The sequence below is a fragment of the Nostoc sp. 106C genome (genome assembly GCF_002154725.1).
Classification (GTDB): domain Bacteria; phylum Cyanobacteriota; class Cyanobacteriia; order Cyanobacteriales; family Nostocaceae; genus Aulosira.
The window spans coordinates 189,782-206,103 of the sequence record NZ_MTAW01000089.1; the positions used below are offsets into that span (position 1 = coordinate 189,782).

15 protein-coding genes and 1 CRISPR repeat array (1 of these 16 cut by a window edge) are annotated in these 16,322 nt (G+C 43.2%); of the genes, 7 read left to right on the top strand and 8 right to left on the bottom strand.

The features are described 5' to 3' along the window. A CRISPR array of direct repeats spans positions 1-1,530; the repeat unit is 37 nt; unit sequence ATTGCAATTAAATCTAATCCCTATTAGGGATTGAAAC; it begins 592 nt to the left of the window's first position. A gap of 103 nt (positions 1,531-1,633) precedes the next feature. Together BV375_RS10850 and psaK are read left to right on the top strand one after the other, a co-directional pair. Further along, entirely contained in the window at positions 1,634-2,209 is a 576-nt protein-coding gene (locus BV375_RS10850) for a TMEM175 family protein (protein ID WP_086760334.1), read from the top strand. 223 nt (positions 2,210-2,432) lie between these two features. Continuing rightward, positions 2,433-2,699, top strand: coding sequence for a photosystem I reaction center subunit PsaK (gene psaK / locus BV375_RS10855; protein ID WP_086760244.1), 267 nt, complete (start codon positions 2,433-2,435; stop codon positions 2,697-2,699). Positions 2,700-2,870: 171 nt separating this feature from the next. On the opposite strand, the gene BV375_RS10860 is transcribed toward psaK, so the two are convergent. Together BV375_RS10860 and BV375_RS38695 are read right to left on the bottom strand one after the other, a co-directional pair. Further along, entirely contained in the window at positions 2,871-3,239 is a 369-nt protein-coding gene (locus tag BV375_RS10860) for a hypothetical protein (RefSeq protein ID WP_086760247.1), read from the bottom strand. Between the two features lie 290 nt (positions 3,240-3,529). Then, the gene (locus BV375_RS38695) at positions 3,530-3,661 is read right to left on the bottom strand and encodes a hypothetical protein (protein ID WP_279432922.1); all 132 of its coding nucleotides are present in this window, start codon (positions 3,659-3,661) and stop codon (positions 3,530-3,532) included. Between the two features lie 82 nt (positions 3,662-3,743). On the opposite strand from BV375_RS38695, the gene BV375_RS10865 reads away from it, so the two are divergent. The 3 genes from BV375_RS10865 (at position 3,744) to BV375_RS10875 (ending at position 9,614) form a co-directional block, all read left to right on the top strand. Beyond that, on the top strand, positions 3,744-3,977 hold the full coding sequence (locus tag BV375_RS10865) for a hypothetical protein (RefSeq protein ID WP_243713907.1): 234 nt from the start codon (positions 3,744-3,746) through the stop codon (positions 3,975-3,977). Between the two features lie 537 nt (positions 3,978-4,514). Beyond that, the gene (locus BV375_RS10870) at positions 4,515-5,540 is read left to right on the top strand and encodes a 2-hydroxyacid dehydrogenase (RefSeq protein WP_086760249.1); all 1,026 of its coding nucleotides are present in this window, start codon (positions 4,515-4,517) and stop codon (positions 5,538-5,540) included. Between the two features lie 525 nt (positions 5,541-6,065). Further along, a complete protein-coding gene (locus BV375_RS10875) occupies positions 6,066-9,614 on the top strand; it encodes a PAS domain S-box protein (RefSeq protein ID WP_086760251.1) in 3,549 nt (1,182 codons plus the stop codon). On the opposite strand, the gene BV375_RS10880 is transcribed toward BV375_RS10875, so the two are convergent. The 6 genes from BV375_RS10880 to BV375_RS10910 all read right to left on the bottom strand — a co-directional run bounded on the left by BV375_RS10880 (position 9,553) and on the right by BV375_RS10910 (position 14,741). Further along, complete coding sequence (locus tag BV375_RS10880; protein ID WP_086760252.1) at positions 9,553-10,173, bottom strand: hypothetical protein; 621 nt, start codon at positions 10,171-10,173, stop codon at positions 9,553-9,555. The genes BV375_RS10875 and BV375_RS10880 overlap by 62 nt on opposite strands. A 144-nt stretch (positions 10,174-10,317) precedes the next feature. Next, positions 10,318-11,058, bottom strand: a complete 741-nt coding sequence (locus tag BV375_RS10885) for a M50 family metallopeptidase (RefSeq protein ID WP_086760254.1) — start codon at positions 11,056-11,058, stop codon at positions 10,318-10,320. Positions 11,059-11,190: 132 nt separating this feature from the next. Next, positions 11,191-12,072 (bottom strand): FHA domain-containing protein, encoded by an 882-nt coding sequence (locus tag BV375_RS10890; protein ID WP_086760336.1) that lies wholly within the window; start codon positions 12,070-12,072, stop codon positions 11,191-11,193. A 167-nt stretch (positions 12,073-12,239) separates the two neighbouring features. Beyond that, on the bottom strand, positions 12,240-12,962 hold the full coding sequence (pgl, locus tag BV375_RS10895) for a 6-phosphogluconolactonase (protein WP_086692215.1): 723 nt from the start codon (positions 12,960-12,962) through the stop codon (positions 12,240-12,242). 292 nt (positions 12,963-13,254) lie between these two features. Further along, on the bottom strand, positions 13,255-13,998 hold the full coding sequence (gene rph, locus BV375_RS10905) for a ribonuclease PH (protein ID WP_086760258.1): 744 nt from the start codon (positions 13,996-13,998) through the stop codon (positions 13,255-13,257). A 134-nt stretch (positions 13,999-14,132) separates the two neighbouring features. Further along, complete coding sequence (locus tag BV375_RS10910; RefSeq protein WP_086760259.1) at positions 14,133-14,741, bottom strand: nucleoside monophosphate kinase; 609 nt, start codon at positions 14,739-14,741, stop codon at positions 14,133-14,135. Between the two features lie 344 nt (positions 14,742-15,085). On the opposite strand from BV375_RS10910, the gene BV375_RS10915 reads away from it, so the two are divergent. Then, entirely contained in the window at positions 15,086-15,622 is a 537-nt protein-coding gene (locus tag BV375_RS10915) for a P-loop NTPase family protein (protein ID WP_086760260.1), read from the top strand. Positions 15,623-15,706: 84 nt separating this feature from the next. Further along, positions 15,707-16,279 carry a dCTP deaminase gene (gene dcd, locus BV375_RS10920; RefSeq protein ID WP_243713908.1) on the top strand — a complete coding sequence of 191 codons (573 nt, stop codon included), beginning with the start codon at positions 15,707-15,709 and terminating at the stop codon, positions 16,277-16,279. Positions 16,280-16,322 lie beyond the last annotated feature (43 nt).

Here is a 16,322-nt window from a genome sequence, read left to right on the forward strand (position 1 = left end):
GAAACAGTGTATTGAGAAACAATTGACTCATTCTGACTATTGCAATTAAATCTAATCCCTATTAGGGATTGAAACACGTTTTGGTTTCCGGCTTGCATTGGAATAAGTTATTGCAATTAAATCTAATCCCTATTAGGGATTGAAACTGTACCAAGCCAAGCGCAGTAGCACACTCTTCGGCAAATTGCAATTAAATCTAATCCCTATTAGGGATTGAAACTATATAATCCGCCAAGTGTGACTGTCACCGAAATTGCAATTAAATCTAATCCCTATTAGGGATTGAAACAATAACATTAGTAGTTCCGATGCTCATCAAAAAATTGCAATTAAATCTAATCCCTATTAGGGATTGAAACCACTAATAAGGGAACTAACTCCTATAACACACATCATTGCAATTAAATCTAATCCCTATTAGGGATTGAAACAGGGCGATCGCGTAGTTCGTATTCCAAGTTTTTGATTGCAATTAAATCTAATCCCTATTAGGGATTGAAACATTACAAGAAGCTGGAGTTAAATCTGTAATCGAAGATTGCAATTAAATCTAATCCCTATTAGGGATTGAAACCGAAAGAGTTGTGTGCTGAATTTGAACACAATTGGATTGCAATTAAATCTAATCCCTATTAGGGATTGAAACCGGGTTTGGATTTGGCAACTATGCAGATTTCCAATCCCGAAATTGCAATTAAATCTAATCCCTATTAGGGATTGAAACATACTCTTCTGAGCGAGACTGTAACGACAACCCATTGCAATTAAATCTAATCCCTATTAGGGATTGAAACGCTCACACAGGTGTCGGCAGGCCCCGGCACTGCCATTGCAATTAAATCTAATCCCTATTAGGGATTGAAACAAAAGGTATTAATTCATAGCTTTGGCTACACGGTGGGCGAATTGCAATTAAATCTAATCCCTATTAGGGATTGAAACGCGCCAGCGGCGATCGCAACAGACCCAGGCTGAATTGCAATTAAATCTAATCCCTATTAGGGATTGAAACAGAGAAATTTTGTCCTAGAGAAATTACTAAGCCTATCTAATTGCAATTAAATCTAATCCCTATTAGGGATTGAAACAAGATAGCCATATTGTAAACCTGGAAACCTTTGAAATTGCAATTAAATCTAATCCCTATTAGGGATTGAAACATTAGAAAAATTCGATCTATGTCAATAGTCCGAACTCACAGAAATTGCAATTAAATCTAATCCCTATTAGGGATTGAAACAGTTGACCAGCCTCAAGCGACATTGCCCGATCCTTGGATTGCAATTAAATCTAATCCCTATTAGGGATTGAAACCAAAACTCAGTCAAAACGCGGATTTCCCTGGCAAATTGCAATTAAATCTAATCCCTATTAGGGATTGAAACTGAATAAACAAATACTTGCTGCACGGGCTTCCATAAAATTGCAATTAAATCTAATCCCTATTAGGGATTGAAACTCCCACAACCTAACACTATGAATTGTATTAATGGATTGCAATTAAATCTAATCCCTATTAGGGATTGAAACTTATAGTGTCAAAAAACGAACAAGCTTCTCCACAGCGGTTACAAGACAGGGTAAAGTACAGACAACTGACTTTGAAGTAAGCACAAAAGGAGCGTGTATACAGATGGGGAAGGGTAGGTTAGAAGCATTTAGTGATGGCGTGCTAGCCATCATTATCACTATTATGGTGCTGGAACTGAAGGTGCCGCATGGTGCCGATTTAGCTGCTCTGCGTCCGCTAATTCCAGTATTTGTGAGCTATGTGCTGAGTTTTATTTACATTGGCATCTACTGGAACAACCATCATCACCTACTCCAAGCAGTCCGGCACGTTAATGGACGTATTCTTTGGGCCAATTTACATCTGCTGTTCTGGTTGTCGCTAATTCCCTTCGTCACTGGCTGGATGGGCGAGAACCATTTTACTGCTTGGCCGATAGCTCTTTATGGTACGGTACTGTTGTTCTGTGCGATCGCTTATTTCATCCTAACCCTGGCTTTGGTTGCTCATCACGGCAGAGATTCGGCTTTGGCGATCGCAGTCGGTCGAGACTTTAAGGGCAAGATATCAGTTGTATTGTATGCGGTGGCAATTCCACTTGCCTTTGTAAACTCGTGGGTTGCCTTTGGAGTATACATTTTGGTTGCGATCATGTGGCTGATCCCCGACCGTCGGATTGAGAAAACTTTAACTTCTTGAAAAGTGCGATCGCACAGTAGTTCGCTAGTAAGGCTTTATCAAATATCGCCCTATCAATAGCAGTACTACACAAAAACAAAGCAGCACGGCAATAGTGGTGGTTTGTATTAAGTATTTAGAATAACTGTAAAATATTGCTGCAAATCCAGCTTGTTTTCTTGAATTTTGTAGGGAAATATTCAGATCATATTTTAATAATCAACAAGTTTCAGGAGCGAATCAGTTGCTTACTTCGACCTTACTTGCCGCTACCACTGTTCCCACAACCCTGCAATGGAGTCCAACAGTTGGAGTGATTATGATTTTGGCTAATATTGCCGCTATTGCCTTTGGCAAATCCACTATCAAGTATCCTAATGTAGGCCCAGAACTACCCTCATCTAATTTATTTGGTGGTTTAGGTGTACCTGCATTATTAGCCACAACTGCCTTTGGTCATATCTTAGGTACTGGTATTATTTTAGGACTGCATAACCTGGGAAGAATCTAGATTTTTCTCTATTTAATGACTCTTTTGTCTCCAACTATAAGCCAGAGAGCAAGTTCTCTGGCTTTTTTATGTTCACTACCAAGTTGCACAACATTGTAACTACTACTTTGTTTAAGTAGTTATTTAGTATTGATAAATACTAATCTATTTTGAGCCTATCTCACCAAGTTATTAGACAGGCATTGGAGCCAAACCGTGTAACTGACGTACAGCGTTAATGCAGATTGGGCAATCACAACCAAACAATTTTATCGCTTCATCACTCTCTGCATCGGTGAATTCTAGTTCCGCAGGCTGATTTGATGATTGCACTTGCGCTACTGTCATCCCAGGTTTAGCTGGAGAAACAGGAGTGTTACTTACTTGTATACATACCTGTTTAGCAGTTGCTGAGTGGGGAGCACGTACACAAGATAGATGAGTACCTACTGGAGTGACTGTTTGACTGGCGTGAGCTGTTTTGGCCATCATGACCATAGACAGCATAGACATAAACACTGCTGGGGTAGAAAGCAAAGATAGGACAAATTTTTTGTTCATGTGTTTTCCAACTTTGGTAATGAAAGATGCGATTTATCTTTTCACATCAATTAGTTATTGATCAGTCCATCTTATACAAATTCTTATAAAATGGCTCAATAGCTATAAATACACTGGTGTAGGATAACAGCAGTATATAATTCAATGTCGGGACGAGCGAACAAAGCAACTTTTACTGCAAGGTAACTTGGCTGCTGATATTGCGATCGCTCAGATTGTGCAAGTTCCTAAGTAAATGCGTAGATGCATAGCAGCTTGTCGCAGACATCACAGCTTACCCAAATGGAGACTCAGATCCCCGACTTTTTCAAAAAGTCGGGGATCTTGTTGTTCATGAGGCGATCGCTTTTATCAACAACAGTGCGTAGGCTTAGCCCGTCGTAGACATCGCCTTTTACAATTGGAGTGAGATTTGTATTCACTTTTATGAACTTTCCTCCCTAACTCCAACAATAGATTGAAAAATGGGCAAGCAGTCAAGGGATATCGACTGAGGAATTTATTTTGCAAGCCATTACAGAAAAAATTGAGATTCTGAGTCAGCAAGCGACTGAAGAAGACACTAAACAAAACTCGGAAATGAATAATTTATTGCCTCATAAACAAGCAAACCTTTATCGCAAAGAGGGAATTTTAGTTGTAGAGGCAGAATTACCAGAAAACTTTGATATTAATACCTTTATAGATGAGTTCAGATCCCCGACTTTTTCAAAAAGTCGGGGATCTTGTTGTTCATGAGGCGATCGCTTTTATCAACAACAGTGCGTAGGCTTAGCCCGTCGTAGACATCGCCTTTTACAATTGGAGTGAGATTTGTATTCACTTTTATGAACTTTCCTCCCTAACTCCAACAATAGATTGAAAAATGCGCAAGCAGTCAAGGGATATCGACTGAGGAATTTATTTTGCTAATGCGACTTATCCATAATTTTCATGAAGATATTGCAATTGGATGATGTAATAAATTTCGTTAGCTGTAATCATGGATAAGTTCATAGTATTGTTGTTTGTCTGTAAGGCGGATAGCGTTAGTAAAGCAAGTCCGCCTGTTTACCTAGTAGGGCAAGGCGTAAATAAACCGACCAGTAGAAATGCTTGAAACCCTTGCCAAAAGGTAATTACAAATTAGAAATTCTAAAGTTTTGCTGTAATTCAAGAATTGCTTACATCTGGTTGAAGGTCTAGGACTGGCAATCATTACAGGTGCAATCGCGCTTCTTCAAGTCAAGCTATTATGTACTCGAAAACTATGCAGCATCAAACCTAAGGTTTTGCATGAAAGTAGCTGTCTTCAGTACAAAAGCCTACGATCGGCAGTTTTTAGAAGCTGCAAATTCGCCCCAGCAACATGACTTGGTGTATTTTGAACCTCGTCTAAATCGGGATACCGCTATCTTAGCCGCCGGGTTTCCAGCGGTTTGTGTATTTGTGCATGACCAGGTTGACGCCTCAACTTTAGAGATTCTCGCCTCAAACGGAACTCGCCTGGTAGTCCTCCGCTGTGCAGGGTTTAATAATGTAGATTTAAATCGGGCAGCGGAGTTAGGAATTACAGTTGTGCGTGTACCTGCTTACTCACCCTATGGGGTCGCAGAACACGCTGTCGGATTAATTTTGAGCCTGAATCGCAAAATTCATCGCGCCTATAACCGCGTTCGGGAGGGCAATTTTTCCCTAGATAGATTGCTGGGATTCAACCTCAACGGACGCACCGTCGGAATTATTGGTACTGGCAAAATCGGTCTAATTTTGGGACAGATCATGAAAGGGTTTGGCTGTCACCTATTAGCCTATGATGTCTATCAAAACCCAGAATTAGAGGCAATGGGTGGAAAATATGTAGAGTTGCCTGAGCTATTTGCAAACTCTGATATCATCTCCTTACATTGTCCCCTTACACCCGAAACTCATCACTTGATTGATAATCAAGCGATCGCCCAGATGAAACCAGGTGTGATGATCATTAACACTAGCCGAGGCGCGTTGATTGATACCCAAGCGGTAATTGAAGGCTTGAAATCTGGCAAAATTGGCTATCTTGGTGTCGATGTATACGAACAAGAATCAGAATTGTTTTTTGAGGATTTGTCAGGTGAAATCATCCAAGATGATGTTTTCCTTCACCTAACTACCTTTCCCAACGTGCTAATCACCGGGCATCAAGCCTTTTTTACAGAAGAAGCTCTGCGTAATATTGCGGATACAACAATGGCTAATATCGCTGACGTTGAACAGAGTCGTTCCTGTACCAATGAAATTCGCTCTCAACCGCAAGCCGAAAATAAGGTACTGGTTGGCTGATTTCCAACTCACCTCTACAGGCGATCGCTCCTCATAAAAATTCTGAGGAGTCGTGTAAAAATAAGTCGAACAATTTAATATTTGTAGTGCGAGCATCTTGCCCGCGCGAGCTTTTCGGCTCGCACTACTTATACCATTTTGAAAAAAGAACGCGACAGATGAGTAGGGGCACGGCACCAGTAAAATAATTTGATATACAAAAAGATTGTGGATGCCGTGCCCCTACAAAGAATTTATCTGTCGCTTGATGCCTTAACTCTAGTTTCTCGCCCTCACTCCAATAGTGGGGGCGTTTGCTAATAAGTAGATCAACAAAAATATTGATAGCCCTACGTTATACCATTTTGGATTTTAGATTTTGGATTATGAAACATCTAATGGATAAGCGTTTCAGATTTCCATGTGTCGCAATCATTTTTCAAATTGGTGTTATTTATCAATTTCTCTAACTTAAAAAAATGGGCGAACCCCCAGTTATAAATTTAGTGATAGGCTAAATTACTTTTATGTGAAAGTATTGCCTGCATGAAGGAGGCTCATCTGAACAGCGATCGCTCAGAACTATTCAATTTTCAGGAACAGTTTTCTCAAGTTCCTCAGCAATTTCAAGCGGGCGATCGCTCTGTAGAAGAACGCTTAAAAGTCATTGTGGAAAACATGGCTGAAGCGTTGATTGAGATGGACTTATCATGGCGTGTTACCTCTGTCAACAATAAAGTAGAGCAGCTTTTGGGAATAAACCGAGATCAGTTGCTCGGCAAGCTATTGTGGAATGTATTATTCGTAAATTCAACAACTCATTTCTCTCAATACTGCCATCAAGCAATTGCTGAAAAACTTCCCGTTGAGTTTGAGGAGTTTTATCCAGCGTTAAATCGATGGTTGACAGTGCGCCTGTTTCCCACTCCAACTGGCATATTGGCATATTTTCTAGATATTACAGGAAGAAAACAGTTAGAAACAACGCTGCGAAAAGAACAAGATTTTCTCAATGTTCTGCTGGATAACGTTCAAGCCGGAATCGTAGCTTGCGATGCTGATGGACAATTAAAATTATTTAACCAAGCAGCGCGATTGTTTCATGGATTGCCTGAGCAACCGCTTTTACCAGAAGAATGGGCAGAACACTACGATTTGTATTTGCCAGATGGCAAAACGCCCATGAACACCAACGACATTCCCTTGTTTCAAGCATTGCAAGGGCAGCAGGTTGATGATGTCGAGATGATGATTGTTCCTCAGGAAGGAGTACCGCGCATTTTATCTACAAATGGTCAAGCCATTGTGAATTTCAATGGTGAGAAACAGGGTGCTGTTGTCGTCATGCACGATATCACCCATCGCAAACAGATAGAAAATGCTCTGCGTGACAGTGAAGCGCGATTATCGAGTATTTTCCAGACTATTCCTGATGGAATTGTAATTATAAATTCTGCCGGACAAATTATCGCTGCCAATAAGGCGGCCGAGCAAATCTTCAGATTAACTCATAGTGGCATCACTGAACGGGTATACAACGATTCATCTTGGTCGATTACAACCGTTGATGGCAACCCATTTCCAGATGATGAACTGCCTTTTGTGCGGGTGATGCGAACGGGAAAACCGATTTATGGAGTTGAACACGCGATCGCCCACGCCGATGGCACAACCTCTATTCTTTCAATTAATGCCTCACCTTTATGCAATGCCGAAGGCGAAATTGTCAGCGTGATTACTGCATTCAGCGATATCACCGAACGCAAGCAAGCTGAGGAAAAACGAGTTGAACTTGTACGAGAGCAGGTAGCCCGTGCAGCAGCAGAGGCTGCACAACAACAGTCGGCTTTTCTAGCAGAAGTTAGTGCTGTCCTAGCAACTTCATTAGAGTACGAACAAACGCTTCAGAGCGTTGCCGATCTAGCCGTTCCCTACTTTGCAGACTGGTGTAGCGTAGATCTGCTCAATGACGATCGCACCATCAGCCGCGTTGCTGTTGCTCATTGCGATCCCCAAAAGGTGAAGTTAGGATGGGAAGTTACTCAACGCTATCCCAGGCATTTAGATGATGGCTATGGTGTTTCTCAGGTGATGCAAACTGGGCACAGTGAAATTGCTATGGAGATTACTGATGAGCAGTTAGCTGCGGCTGTTCGCGATCCGGAGTATTTACGCATTTTACGTGGACTGAGCTTAAAGTCCTGTATTATTGCCCCACTAAAAGCGCGGGAAAGAGTTTTTGGCAGCATTTCCTTCATATTTACCGAATCTAATCGTCGTTACAAAGTAACGGATTTGACACTAGCTGAGGATTTAGCCCGACGAGCTGCGATCGCTATTGATAATGCGCGTCTTTATCAGCAAGCCCAACAAGCAAGACAAGCAGCCGAACATGCCGCAAATCGTACAGCCCGCCTGCAAACTGTTACAGCCGCTCTTTCTGAACCCTTGACTCCTGTACAAGTGGTCGATGTGATCATGGAACAGAGTATGGCAGTATTAGAAGCTGCTTCTGGAATGGTGGTGCTAGTGAGCGAAGACAGAACAGAGCTAGAAATTGTCAAAGTTGTCGGTTATGAGAATTACTCATTAGAGTCTTGGCAACGCTTTTCGATTAATACTGCGGTTCCATTAGCAGAAGCGGTGAGAACTGGAGAGCCAGTGTGGATGGAAACCGTTGCCCAAAGAGTTACCCGCTATCCTCATTTAGCTGAAGCTTACAGCCGATATGATAACAGCGCCTGGATGTCCCTACCTTTAGTGATTGAAGGTAGATCGGTAGGTGGAATGTCGCTCACTTTCACTGAGTATAAGCACTTAACTGAAGACGATCGCGAATTTATTTTGGCAATCAGCCGTCAATGTGCCCAGGCAATTTCCCGCGCCCAGTTGTATGAAGCCGAACGCAAAGCTAGAGCCGAAGCGGAACAGGCGAACCGGGTGAAAGATGAGTTTCTGGCAGTACTTTCTCACGAATTGCGATCGCCCCTCAATCCGATTTTGGGTTGGACAAAGCTACTACGAACCCAGAAATTGCCACCCACACAAGTAAATCAAGCATTAGAAACCATTGAGCGCAACGCCAAACTGCAAGCGCAACTTGTTGAGGATTTGCTCGACATTTCGCGGATGTTGCGGGGCAAACTTAGTCTTAATACCGCTCCAGTTAACCTGATAGCGGTGATTGAAGAAGCGATAGAGACAGTACAGCTAGCTGCTGCTACCAAATCTATTCATATTCAAACCGTTTTCCAACCTGGTAAGAAAAAGGTATTGGGAGACGCCAATCGGCTGCAACAAGTTATCTGGAATTTGCTTTCCAATGCGATTAAATTTACACCAGAGGGCGGACGAGTAGAAGTTAAGTTAGAGCAAACTGATAACCGAGTGCAAATTCAAGTTATTGATAATGGCAAAGGTATCAAAGCAGATTTTTTACCTCATGTGTTTGAGTATTTTCGCCAAGCCGATAGCAGCACAACCCGCAGATTTGGTGGATTAGGACTAGGACTTGCGATCGTGCGTCAGATTGTTGAGTTACATGGTGGCACTGTTCAAGCCCAAAGTCTAGGCGAAGATTTGGGAGCGACGTTTACAGTTCTGTTACCAGCGATGAGCATTGAGCCGGAATCATCTACAGCCACTCAACCTTCAACCCAGCCTACGGACTTAACAGACATTCGAGTACTGGTTGTAGACGATGAAGCCGATATGGGTTCTTTAGCACAATTTATTCTCGCTCAGCATGGTGCAAAGGTTACTGTTGCTTCTTCCGCAGCAGAAGCATTAACAATTTTGACGCAGTTCATTCCCAATGTGCTGCTGTGTGATATTGGTATGCCAGAAATGGATGGCTATATGCTGATGCGCCAGGTACGAGGACTATCACCAGAACAAGGAGGGACGATTCCTGCCATAGCCTTCACGGCCTATGCTAGTGAGTATGATCGCCGTCAGGCTATTGCTGCGGGGTTTCAACTTCATCTCTCTAAGCCAGTGGAGCCAGAAGCACTGGTAGAAGCTATTTTTCAGGTCATACATCCTTCTCCCGAATCCAGAGAGCCAATCCTCCCCCACGACCACGAGCTGCAATAAAATCTTTTGTAACCAAAAAGAAGGCAAAGAAAGGTAGTTTAGCTATAGGCTGGTTGTGGAAATCTCCGTTTTGCACTTTACCAGAGCGAATCTGTCCGTTGTAAACAACACGACTAAACAGACTGATTTGCATTTGGGTAAAGTCAAACGCCAATAAATTCTTCTTGCCTAAATATTTTGCTGGTCCCGTAAGTTTCACTAACACCGAGCCGACTTGCACCTGATTTCCAATTTCAGCTTTACCCAAATCCTGTTCTGAACTTGCACTAAAGGAAATATGTGCTGCGGCAAATTTAGGCAGATACAAACCCTTGCCTAAGACAATTCCCCCGCGCTTTCTCACCTTGCGAGTACCAGTAGCAAAGCAAAGCCGCCATTTGCCAACAAGAGAATCAAAGTTATAAGTTAGCCGTTGCTGCTTGGCAGCTTTTTCTGCTGCTAGCAACGCATCCACCATCAAAGAAGCAGAAGGAAGTTTACCCCCCTCGCCTCGATAAGTAGCCGCAGCTTGAGATAATATCGCAAAATCAGGTGTAGCCGTAGTTACATCAGCCGTCATGAACACACTCTGGATTTAAATTGCCCTTTATCTTCCATTCTGCACTTATTTTGCAATCGGAAACTTTAGAGTGTATCTTATCAACATTTATCAGCATCAGCTGGGGGAAGCTGCCTTCCACGTGCCTATATCGGTAGTTAACTCTTAATGACGATAAGCGACTTGGAGACTTCGGGCTAAAATCACCAAAGATGCGATCGCCATCAACGCACCCCAAAACCAATAAGGTAAAAACAGATACCGCTGGATTTGTGCTGTATCGGAAAGTCCTAAAGGGCCTGCACTGTAGCTAAATAAATAATCCAGTTGGTGGTAAGTACTTATACAAGCTTGTACGCCGAGAAATTGAATACCAAACCCCTGCACCCAACGCGGTGCTTTCAAAGCAATACCTAAGATAATTAAACCCAATAAGGGAATTGCTACAAATCCAAATAAGGAACGTACCCAAACTAATGTAGAAAGCAGCAAAAAGCTGCCTAAGATTTTCAAACTCAGGGAAGCTGCCTTAAAACTGCGGGAAGCCAAAATCAAAGCTGCACCAGCTATCGGTGGTCCCATTGGGCCTGCGGCTGCAACTAACGCTGGGCCGATTGGCCCCAACGATGAAGCGATGCGATAAGTTGCGACACCGGAACCATTGCCAAAAATCTGTAATTTCTGAAACTCTCCCCCTAAGACTAGCGCCATCAAGCCGTGGCCCATTTCATGAAACCAAGTAGCTAGGATAGTAAAGGGGTATAAAATATAATCGCCTCCTGGGACTTGCCACAGCACTACAGTCGCGATCGCTGCGGCAATCAGCCAGGTTAGTCCCATGCGTTCTACTTCTGGCGGTGCTTCTTGGGGAAGCAAGTTTTCAAAATTTTTTCCTGGTTCCCTCATGAGTCAAGTCCCTTAACGTAATTACCTCAACGGCTTGAGTGTATTTTCTTCCATCCTAATCTACTTATTTAGTTTCAAGCAGGGATCAAAAACTCTCATAGTCAGGACTAAAGTCCTGACTACAAAATTTGTCTAAGCGAGTTGGAAGAGGAATGTTACCATGTCTCCCTTACCCAAACTGATGCGATCGCCTGGTCTGAGGCGGTGTCTGTTCCCCGGTAATAGTGGCAAATTGTTGATGTAGGTGCCATTGGAACTGCCGACATCTTCTATATAATGAGCATCTCCCTCAACGCGAATATCTGCATGAATCCGCGAAACAATTTCCGAATTAGGAAATCCAGAGACATCCACATCTGGGGGAATGCGGTCATTAGGCTTGCCGATATGAATTACAGACAACGTTTGGGGCAATTCTATATTGGTGTCGCTTTGGACGTGGAATAGGCTGGCTGTTACCTGCTGTAATTGAGTTCTGGCTGGACTGACAGCAGGTGGTGGTGTTGCGGCTACTGGTTGTGGTTCGGGTGCTGCGATTGGTTCTGGTTCGGGTGCTACTACTGGTTCCGGTTCCGGTTCTGGAAGTGGAGTAGCAGCACCTTGCCCAGAAACAACAGGTTGTGGTGCTGCACTGATTTCTACTACCTGTGGTGGTGCTACTGGGGTTGTTATTTCTGGAGGAACCGCCACTGCTGTTGGCGGTAAGGGTGAAACCGCCACCGGATTGGGAACTGCCAAGGGGTCTGGTTGTATCAGTTCTACAAGTGGGTCAGGAGTAACCAACGGTGGTACTTCTAAAGGAACGTCAGGTGCGACGGTTGCTGCTACCGCTGTTGGAGGCGCTGCGGCACTTGCGCGCAAGTTATAGCCACACTGACCACAGAAAGCGGCATCTGCCTGCACAGTTGCCCCACAGCTGGGACAGTTGTTAGTCGCTGGTAACGGCGTATAACATGCTTCACACTGGACAGCGCCGTCTGGGTTGGGGTGATTGCAATTAGGGCAGACGATCATGGATTTAAGCCTTTGTTCAAGCTCATCATAAAATGGGACTGGCAAGCAGAGAGAACTTTGAGCGGCGGCTACCGCCGTAAACGCACAGCGGCTTGCCGCAGGCATCAGAAGTTCGCCACAGATGCAACTCTAGCTTTCGATTTTAACAATTACTCCTGATAGGTAACTTAAGTCTGGAGTTCTGAACCCGCCGCGGCATCTAGCAACCACCAAAGTTCTCCTTGGGGTTGAATCAAGCGCGATGGGTAAGTGAATTCATCGGCTACGGGTGCAAATACTTGAGCTAAAGCTGGTCGTTTATTGGCACCTGCAACTAGAAACATGACGCTACGAGCCGAGTTGATGAATGGGTAGGTGAAGGTGATGCGGATGCTGCTATCTTTGTTACCCACTGTAATTAAGCGATCGCTTACTTTTAACGCTTCTGTGTGCGGAAACAAAGATGCAGTGTGTGCATCATCACCCATTCCTAGTAAAACTACATCTAAAGACGGGAATTCTCCAGATGCAGAATTAAAAAAGTTTTGCAGATGCCGTTCGTACTTAGCAGCTGCAACTGCGGGGTCAGCTTCCAAAGTCGGCATGGCATGAATGTTAGCGGCTGGAATATTAACGCGGTCTAGCCACGCACGACGCGCCATCAGTTCATTGCTATCAGGATGATCTGGTGGAACATAACGTTCATCTCCCCAGAATACATGGATTTTATCCCAAGGCAGTTTTTGATTGGCGATCGCTTCGTACAACGGCTTAGGTGTACTGCCGCCAGCTAAGGCAATGGTAAACTGCCCCCGCTCTTTAATAGCAGTATCTATCTTGGGCAGGATCAAGTCTAGCGCCCGTTTAACTAGAGCTGACTGATCCGGTAGAACTTCGACCGTTTTGCTCATGGCTTTATCATCACTGTGCCTGCTTCCAGCAATACAATACCGAACTTATTACAGTCCCCCTTTTTAACTTTTGAAACTCTTAACATCATTAGTATTTTGTTGATTAAAGCCACAGCAGGCACATTTTTTTAATCTCACCAAATATTCACAAAATTAATCAGTAAGATTACAAAATAACAATAAAAATTTACTAAGTATTTTCTCGTATAAGGGAAGGGGCATGGCGCATTGGGCATTTGTCATTAGTTATTTATTCTTTCCCCTTCCGCGTCCCCTTCCTTGCCCCCAATCCCTAATCGCCTACAAAAATCTCATCCCAGTCGGTAATCGCTTCTCTTTGGGCGGTTAACAATTCCTGAATTCCTTTTTCTGCAAAATCTAATAACTGATTCAACTGGCTACGGCTAAAGCTACCTTCTTCTCCTGTTCCCTGGACTTCAATCAGCTCCAGGCTTTGATTCATTACGACGTTGAAATCGACTGTTGCAGCTACATCTTCCATATAGTTCAGATCTAAAAATGGCTCTTCTTGCAATAAACCTACGGAGACTGCTGCTATTTGTCCGCACAGGGGCGATCGCTCTAGTTTTCCTTGGTGCAATAATCGGGAAATGGCATTAGCTAACGCCACAAAGGAGCCTGTAATTGCTGTTGTCCTTGTTCCGGCATCTGCCTGCAATACATCGGCATCTACAGTCAGGGTACGTTCTCCTAGTGCCTCAAAATCTAATGCTGCTCGTAAACTGCGTCCAATTAACCGTTGAATTTCTTGCGTCCGTCCTGATAATTTCATCAATTCCCTTTCGTGCCGTTGTTGTGTGGCACTGGGAAGCATACGATATTCAGCAGTTAACCAACCTTTGCCGCTTCCTGCTAGAAACTTGGGCACTCCTTCAGTAACGCTGACAGTACAAAGTACCTGAGTATCACCACATTTTGTCAGCACAGAACCAGGAGCAAAGCGGGTAAAGCCACTGTCAAAGCTGATAGGACGGAGTTGGTAGGGGTACCGACCGTCTGGACGCTGCCAAACCATTGGAGTTGCCTCAAAATTTTCAGATGAAATACTGCCTTAAGGTTACCTTAGCGCCACAGTCTCTCTAGAGGCCGGATTGTATAGTCAACGTAAAACTAACGTAATGAAACTCTGTAGTAAAATTGCAGATTTTCTTAAGAAACTAAAAGTAGATTGAGAATATGGTGGTGCACAACTTCTGGTGATTGGTCGCCATTAATAGTCAAAAGTCGGCGGCGACGGTCGTAATATTCGAGTATGGGAATAGTGCGATCGTAGAATAACTCTATCCGGCGCTGTACAATTTCGGGTTGCTCATCGGGAAGCGATCGCCCCAAACAGCGATTAACCATAATAGCTTCTGGTACTTGTAAATATATTGCCCAGTCTAACTTTTGTCCTAAATATTCCAATAAAAAATCTAATTCCTCTGCTTGAAAAGCAGTACGAGGATAGCCTTCCAACAACCAACCCGACTTTAAATCAAGCTGTGTCAGCTGCGTCCGAATCAACTCAATCATCATTTCATCAGGGACTAGCTCCCCTTTTTCTACGTATGGCTGTGCATGGCGGCCCAAATCACATAGGTGATTGTTAAGGTACATAGGTGGACTCTCTTCTTGAAAGAGGAGCTGCTTGTCGCCAGACATTGCTTCTCGTAAAATTTCACCTGTAGAAATCTTAGGAATATCAAAGTGTCTACAAAGGTTTTGTGCTTGAGTGCTTTTCCCCGATCCTGAACCACCCAGAATCACCAATCTCACAACAATTCACTCCTCATCCTGTCAAATTCACTACTTACTTACTCTGTTGTGCCCAAACAAATGGGAAATCTAACATCTACTGATTTTCAGCTCTTGCACCCAAGGTTTTGATGAATTTTCACTGCTAGTTATGTGTTTTTATTTTTACAAATACTTGCATTTACAAGCGATCGATGCCAATATCATTAACTCTTGACTTTCGGGCAAGCCTAGTGCTTGACTAAGAATGCAACATGCCAAATACAACACATTTGTGAAAATTAAATTGATTTTACAGGTAGATTTGCGATCGCCTGTCTCAGGAATATCACTTTGTTAATTTGTAATATTTAAAACTTCGTTTTATGGTAGCCCAGCTAGATACCCCAAGTGTAAATTCAAGCCTCAATTTACCATCCCCTGTTGAAGGGCTAGTACAAGTTTTCACTAGCTCACACCGTAACTTTTTTACGAATGTTATGGCTCAAGCACTGAGAATTGCTGGTCAAGGCACCCGAGTGTTAGTGGTACAGTTTCTCAAAGGTGGCATTCGTCAAGGACACGATCGCCCCATTCAAATGGGACAACATTTAGATTGGATTCGTTGCGATTTGCCTCGCTGTATCGATACACCACAGCTAGACGATACGGAAAATGAAGCTTTACAAAAACTGTGGCAACATACACAAAAGGTAGTCTTCGAGGGTAAGTATTCTCTCGTTGTCTTAGATGAGTTAAGTTTAGCAATCAACTTTGGTCTGATCCCCGAAACTGAAGTTTTAGCATTTTTAGCAAAACGCCCTCCCCATATCGATATCATCCTAACTGGGCCAGAAACACCCAAGTCTCTTTTGGATGTAGCAGATCAAATTACCGAGATCCGCCGCAGTCATAGCCCGTGAAGAATGTGTTAGTTCACGATATCCTAGTACTTCATTTGAATTAGTTGTGAACTTGTGATTAAAAACGATATCTGGATTACTCAAATGGCTCAAAAAGGTATGATATCTCCCTTTGAGCCAGGCTTAATCCGAAAAGTGCAACAAGACGCATCTTTAGATGTTAAACCTATAATTAGCTATGGTGTTTCTTCCTATGGCTACGATATCCGCCTTTCTGCTGCTGAGTTCCAAATTTTTCGCCACATTCCCGGAACTATAGTTGATCCCAAAAACTTTAATCCTCAAAATTTAGAATCAACGCCACTTCAGACAGATACTAGTGGCAGTTACTTTATCTTGCCTGCTCACAGTTATAGTTTGGGAGTTGCTTTAGAAAAGCTAGAAGTTCCAGATAATATCACTGTGATTTGCATTGGTAAATCAACTTATGCACGTTGTGGAATAATTGCAAATCTGACACCTGCTGAAGCTGCATGGCGAGGTCATTTGACCTTAGAATTTTCCAATTCTTCCAATGCTGACTGTCGCATCTACGCCAATGAAGGGGTAGTAAAATTGCTATTTTTAGAGGGCGAACCCTGTGCTATTAGTTATGAAGCTCATAAAGGCAAATATCAGGATCAAAGTCAGATTGTGACACTAGCTAGGGTATGCTAGTAGTTCGGTTTGAATTACTTGTGAACTTGTGATTAAGAACGAT

Coding starts and splice junctions, on each gene's coding strand:
- BV375_RS10860 (WP_086760247.1), bottom strand. CDS start 3,239: ATGAACAAAAAATTTGTCCTATCTTTGCTTTCTACCCCAGCAGTGTTT.
- BV375_RS10885 (WP_086760254.1), bottom strand. CDS start 11,058: ATGAGGGAACCAGGAAAAAATTTTGAAAACTTGCTTCCCCAAGAAGCA.
- BV375_RS10875 (WP_086760251.1), top strand. CDS start 6,066: ATGAAGGAGGCTCATCTGAACAGCGATCGCTCAGAACTATTCAATTTT.
- BV375_RS10850 (WP_086760334.1), top strand. CDS start 1,634: ATGGGGAAGGGTAGGTTAGAAGCATTTAGTGATGGCGTGCTAGCCATC.
- BV375_RS10890 (WP_086760336.1), bottom strand. CDS start 12,072: ATGATCGTCTGCCCTAATTGCAATCACCCCAACCCAGACGGCGCTGTC.
- rph (WP_086760258.1), bottom strand. CDS start 13,998: ATGGTTTGGCAGCGTCCAGACGGTCGGTACCCCTACCAACTCCGTCCT.
- BV375_RS10880 (WP_086760252.1), bottom strand. CDS start 10,173: ATGACGGCTGATGTAACTACGGCTACACCTGATTTTGCGATATTATCT.
- dcd (WP_243713908.1), top strand. CDS start 15,707: ATGGCTCAAAAAGGTATGATATCTCCCTTTGAGCCAGGCTTAATCCGA.
- pgl (WP_086692215.1), bottom strand. CDS start 12,962: ATGAGCAAAACGGTCGAAGTTCTACCGGATCAGTCAGCTCTAGTTAAA.
- BV375_RS10915 (WP_086760260.1), top strand. CDS start 15,086: ATGGTAGCCCAGCTAGATACCCCAAGTGTAAATTCAAGCCTCAATTTA.
- BV375_RS10870 (WP_086760249.1), top strand. CDS start 4,515: ATGAAAGTAGCTGTCTTCAGTACAAAAGCCTACGATCGGCAGTTTTTA.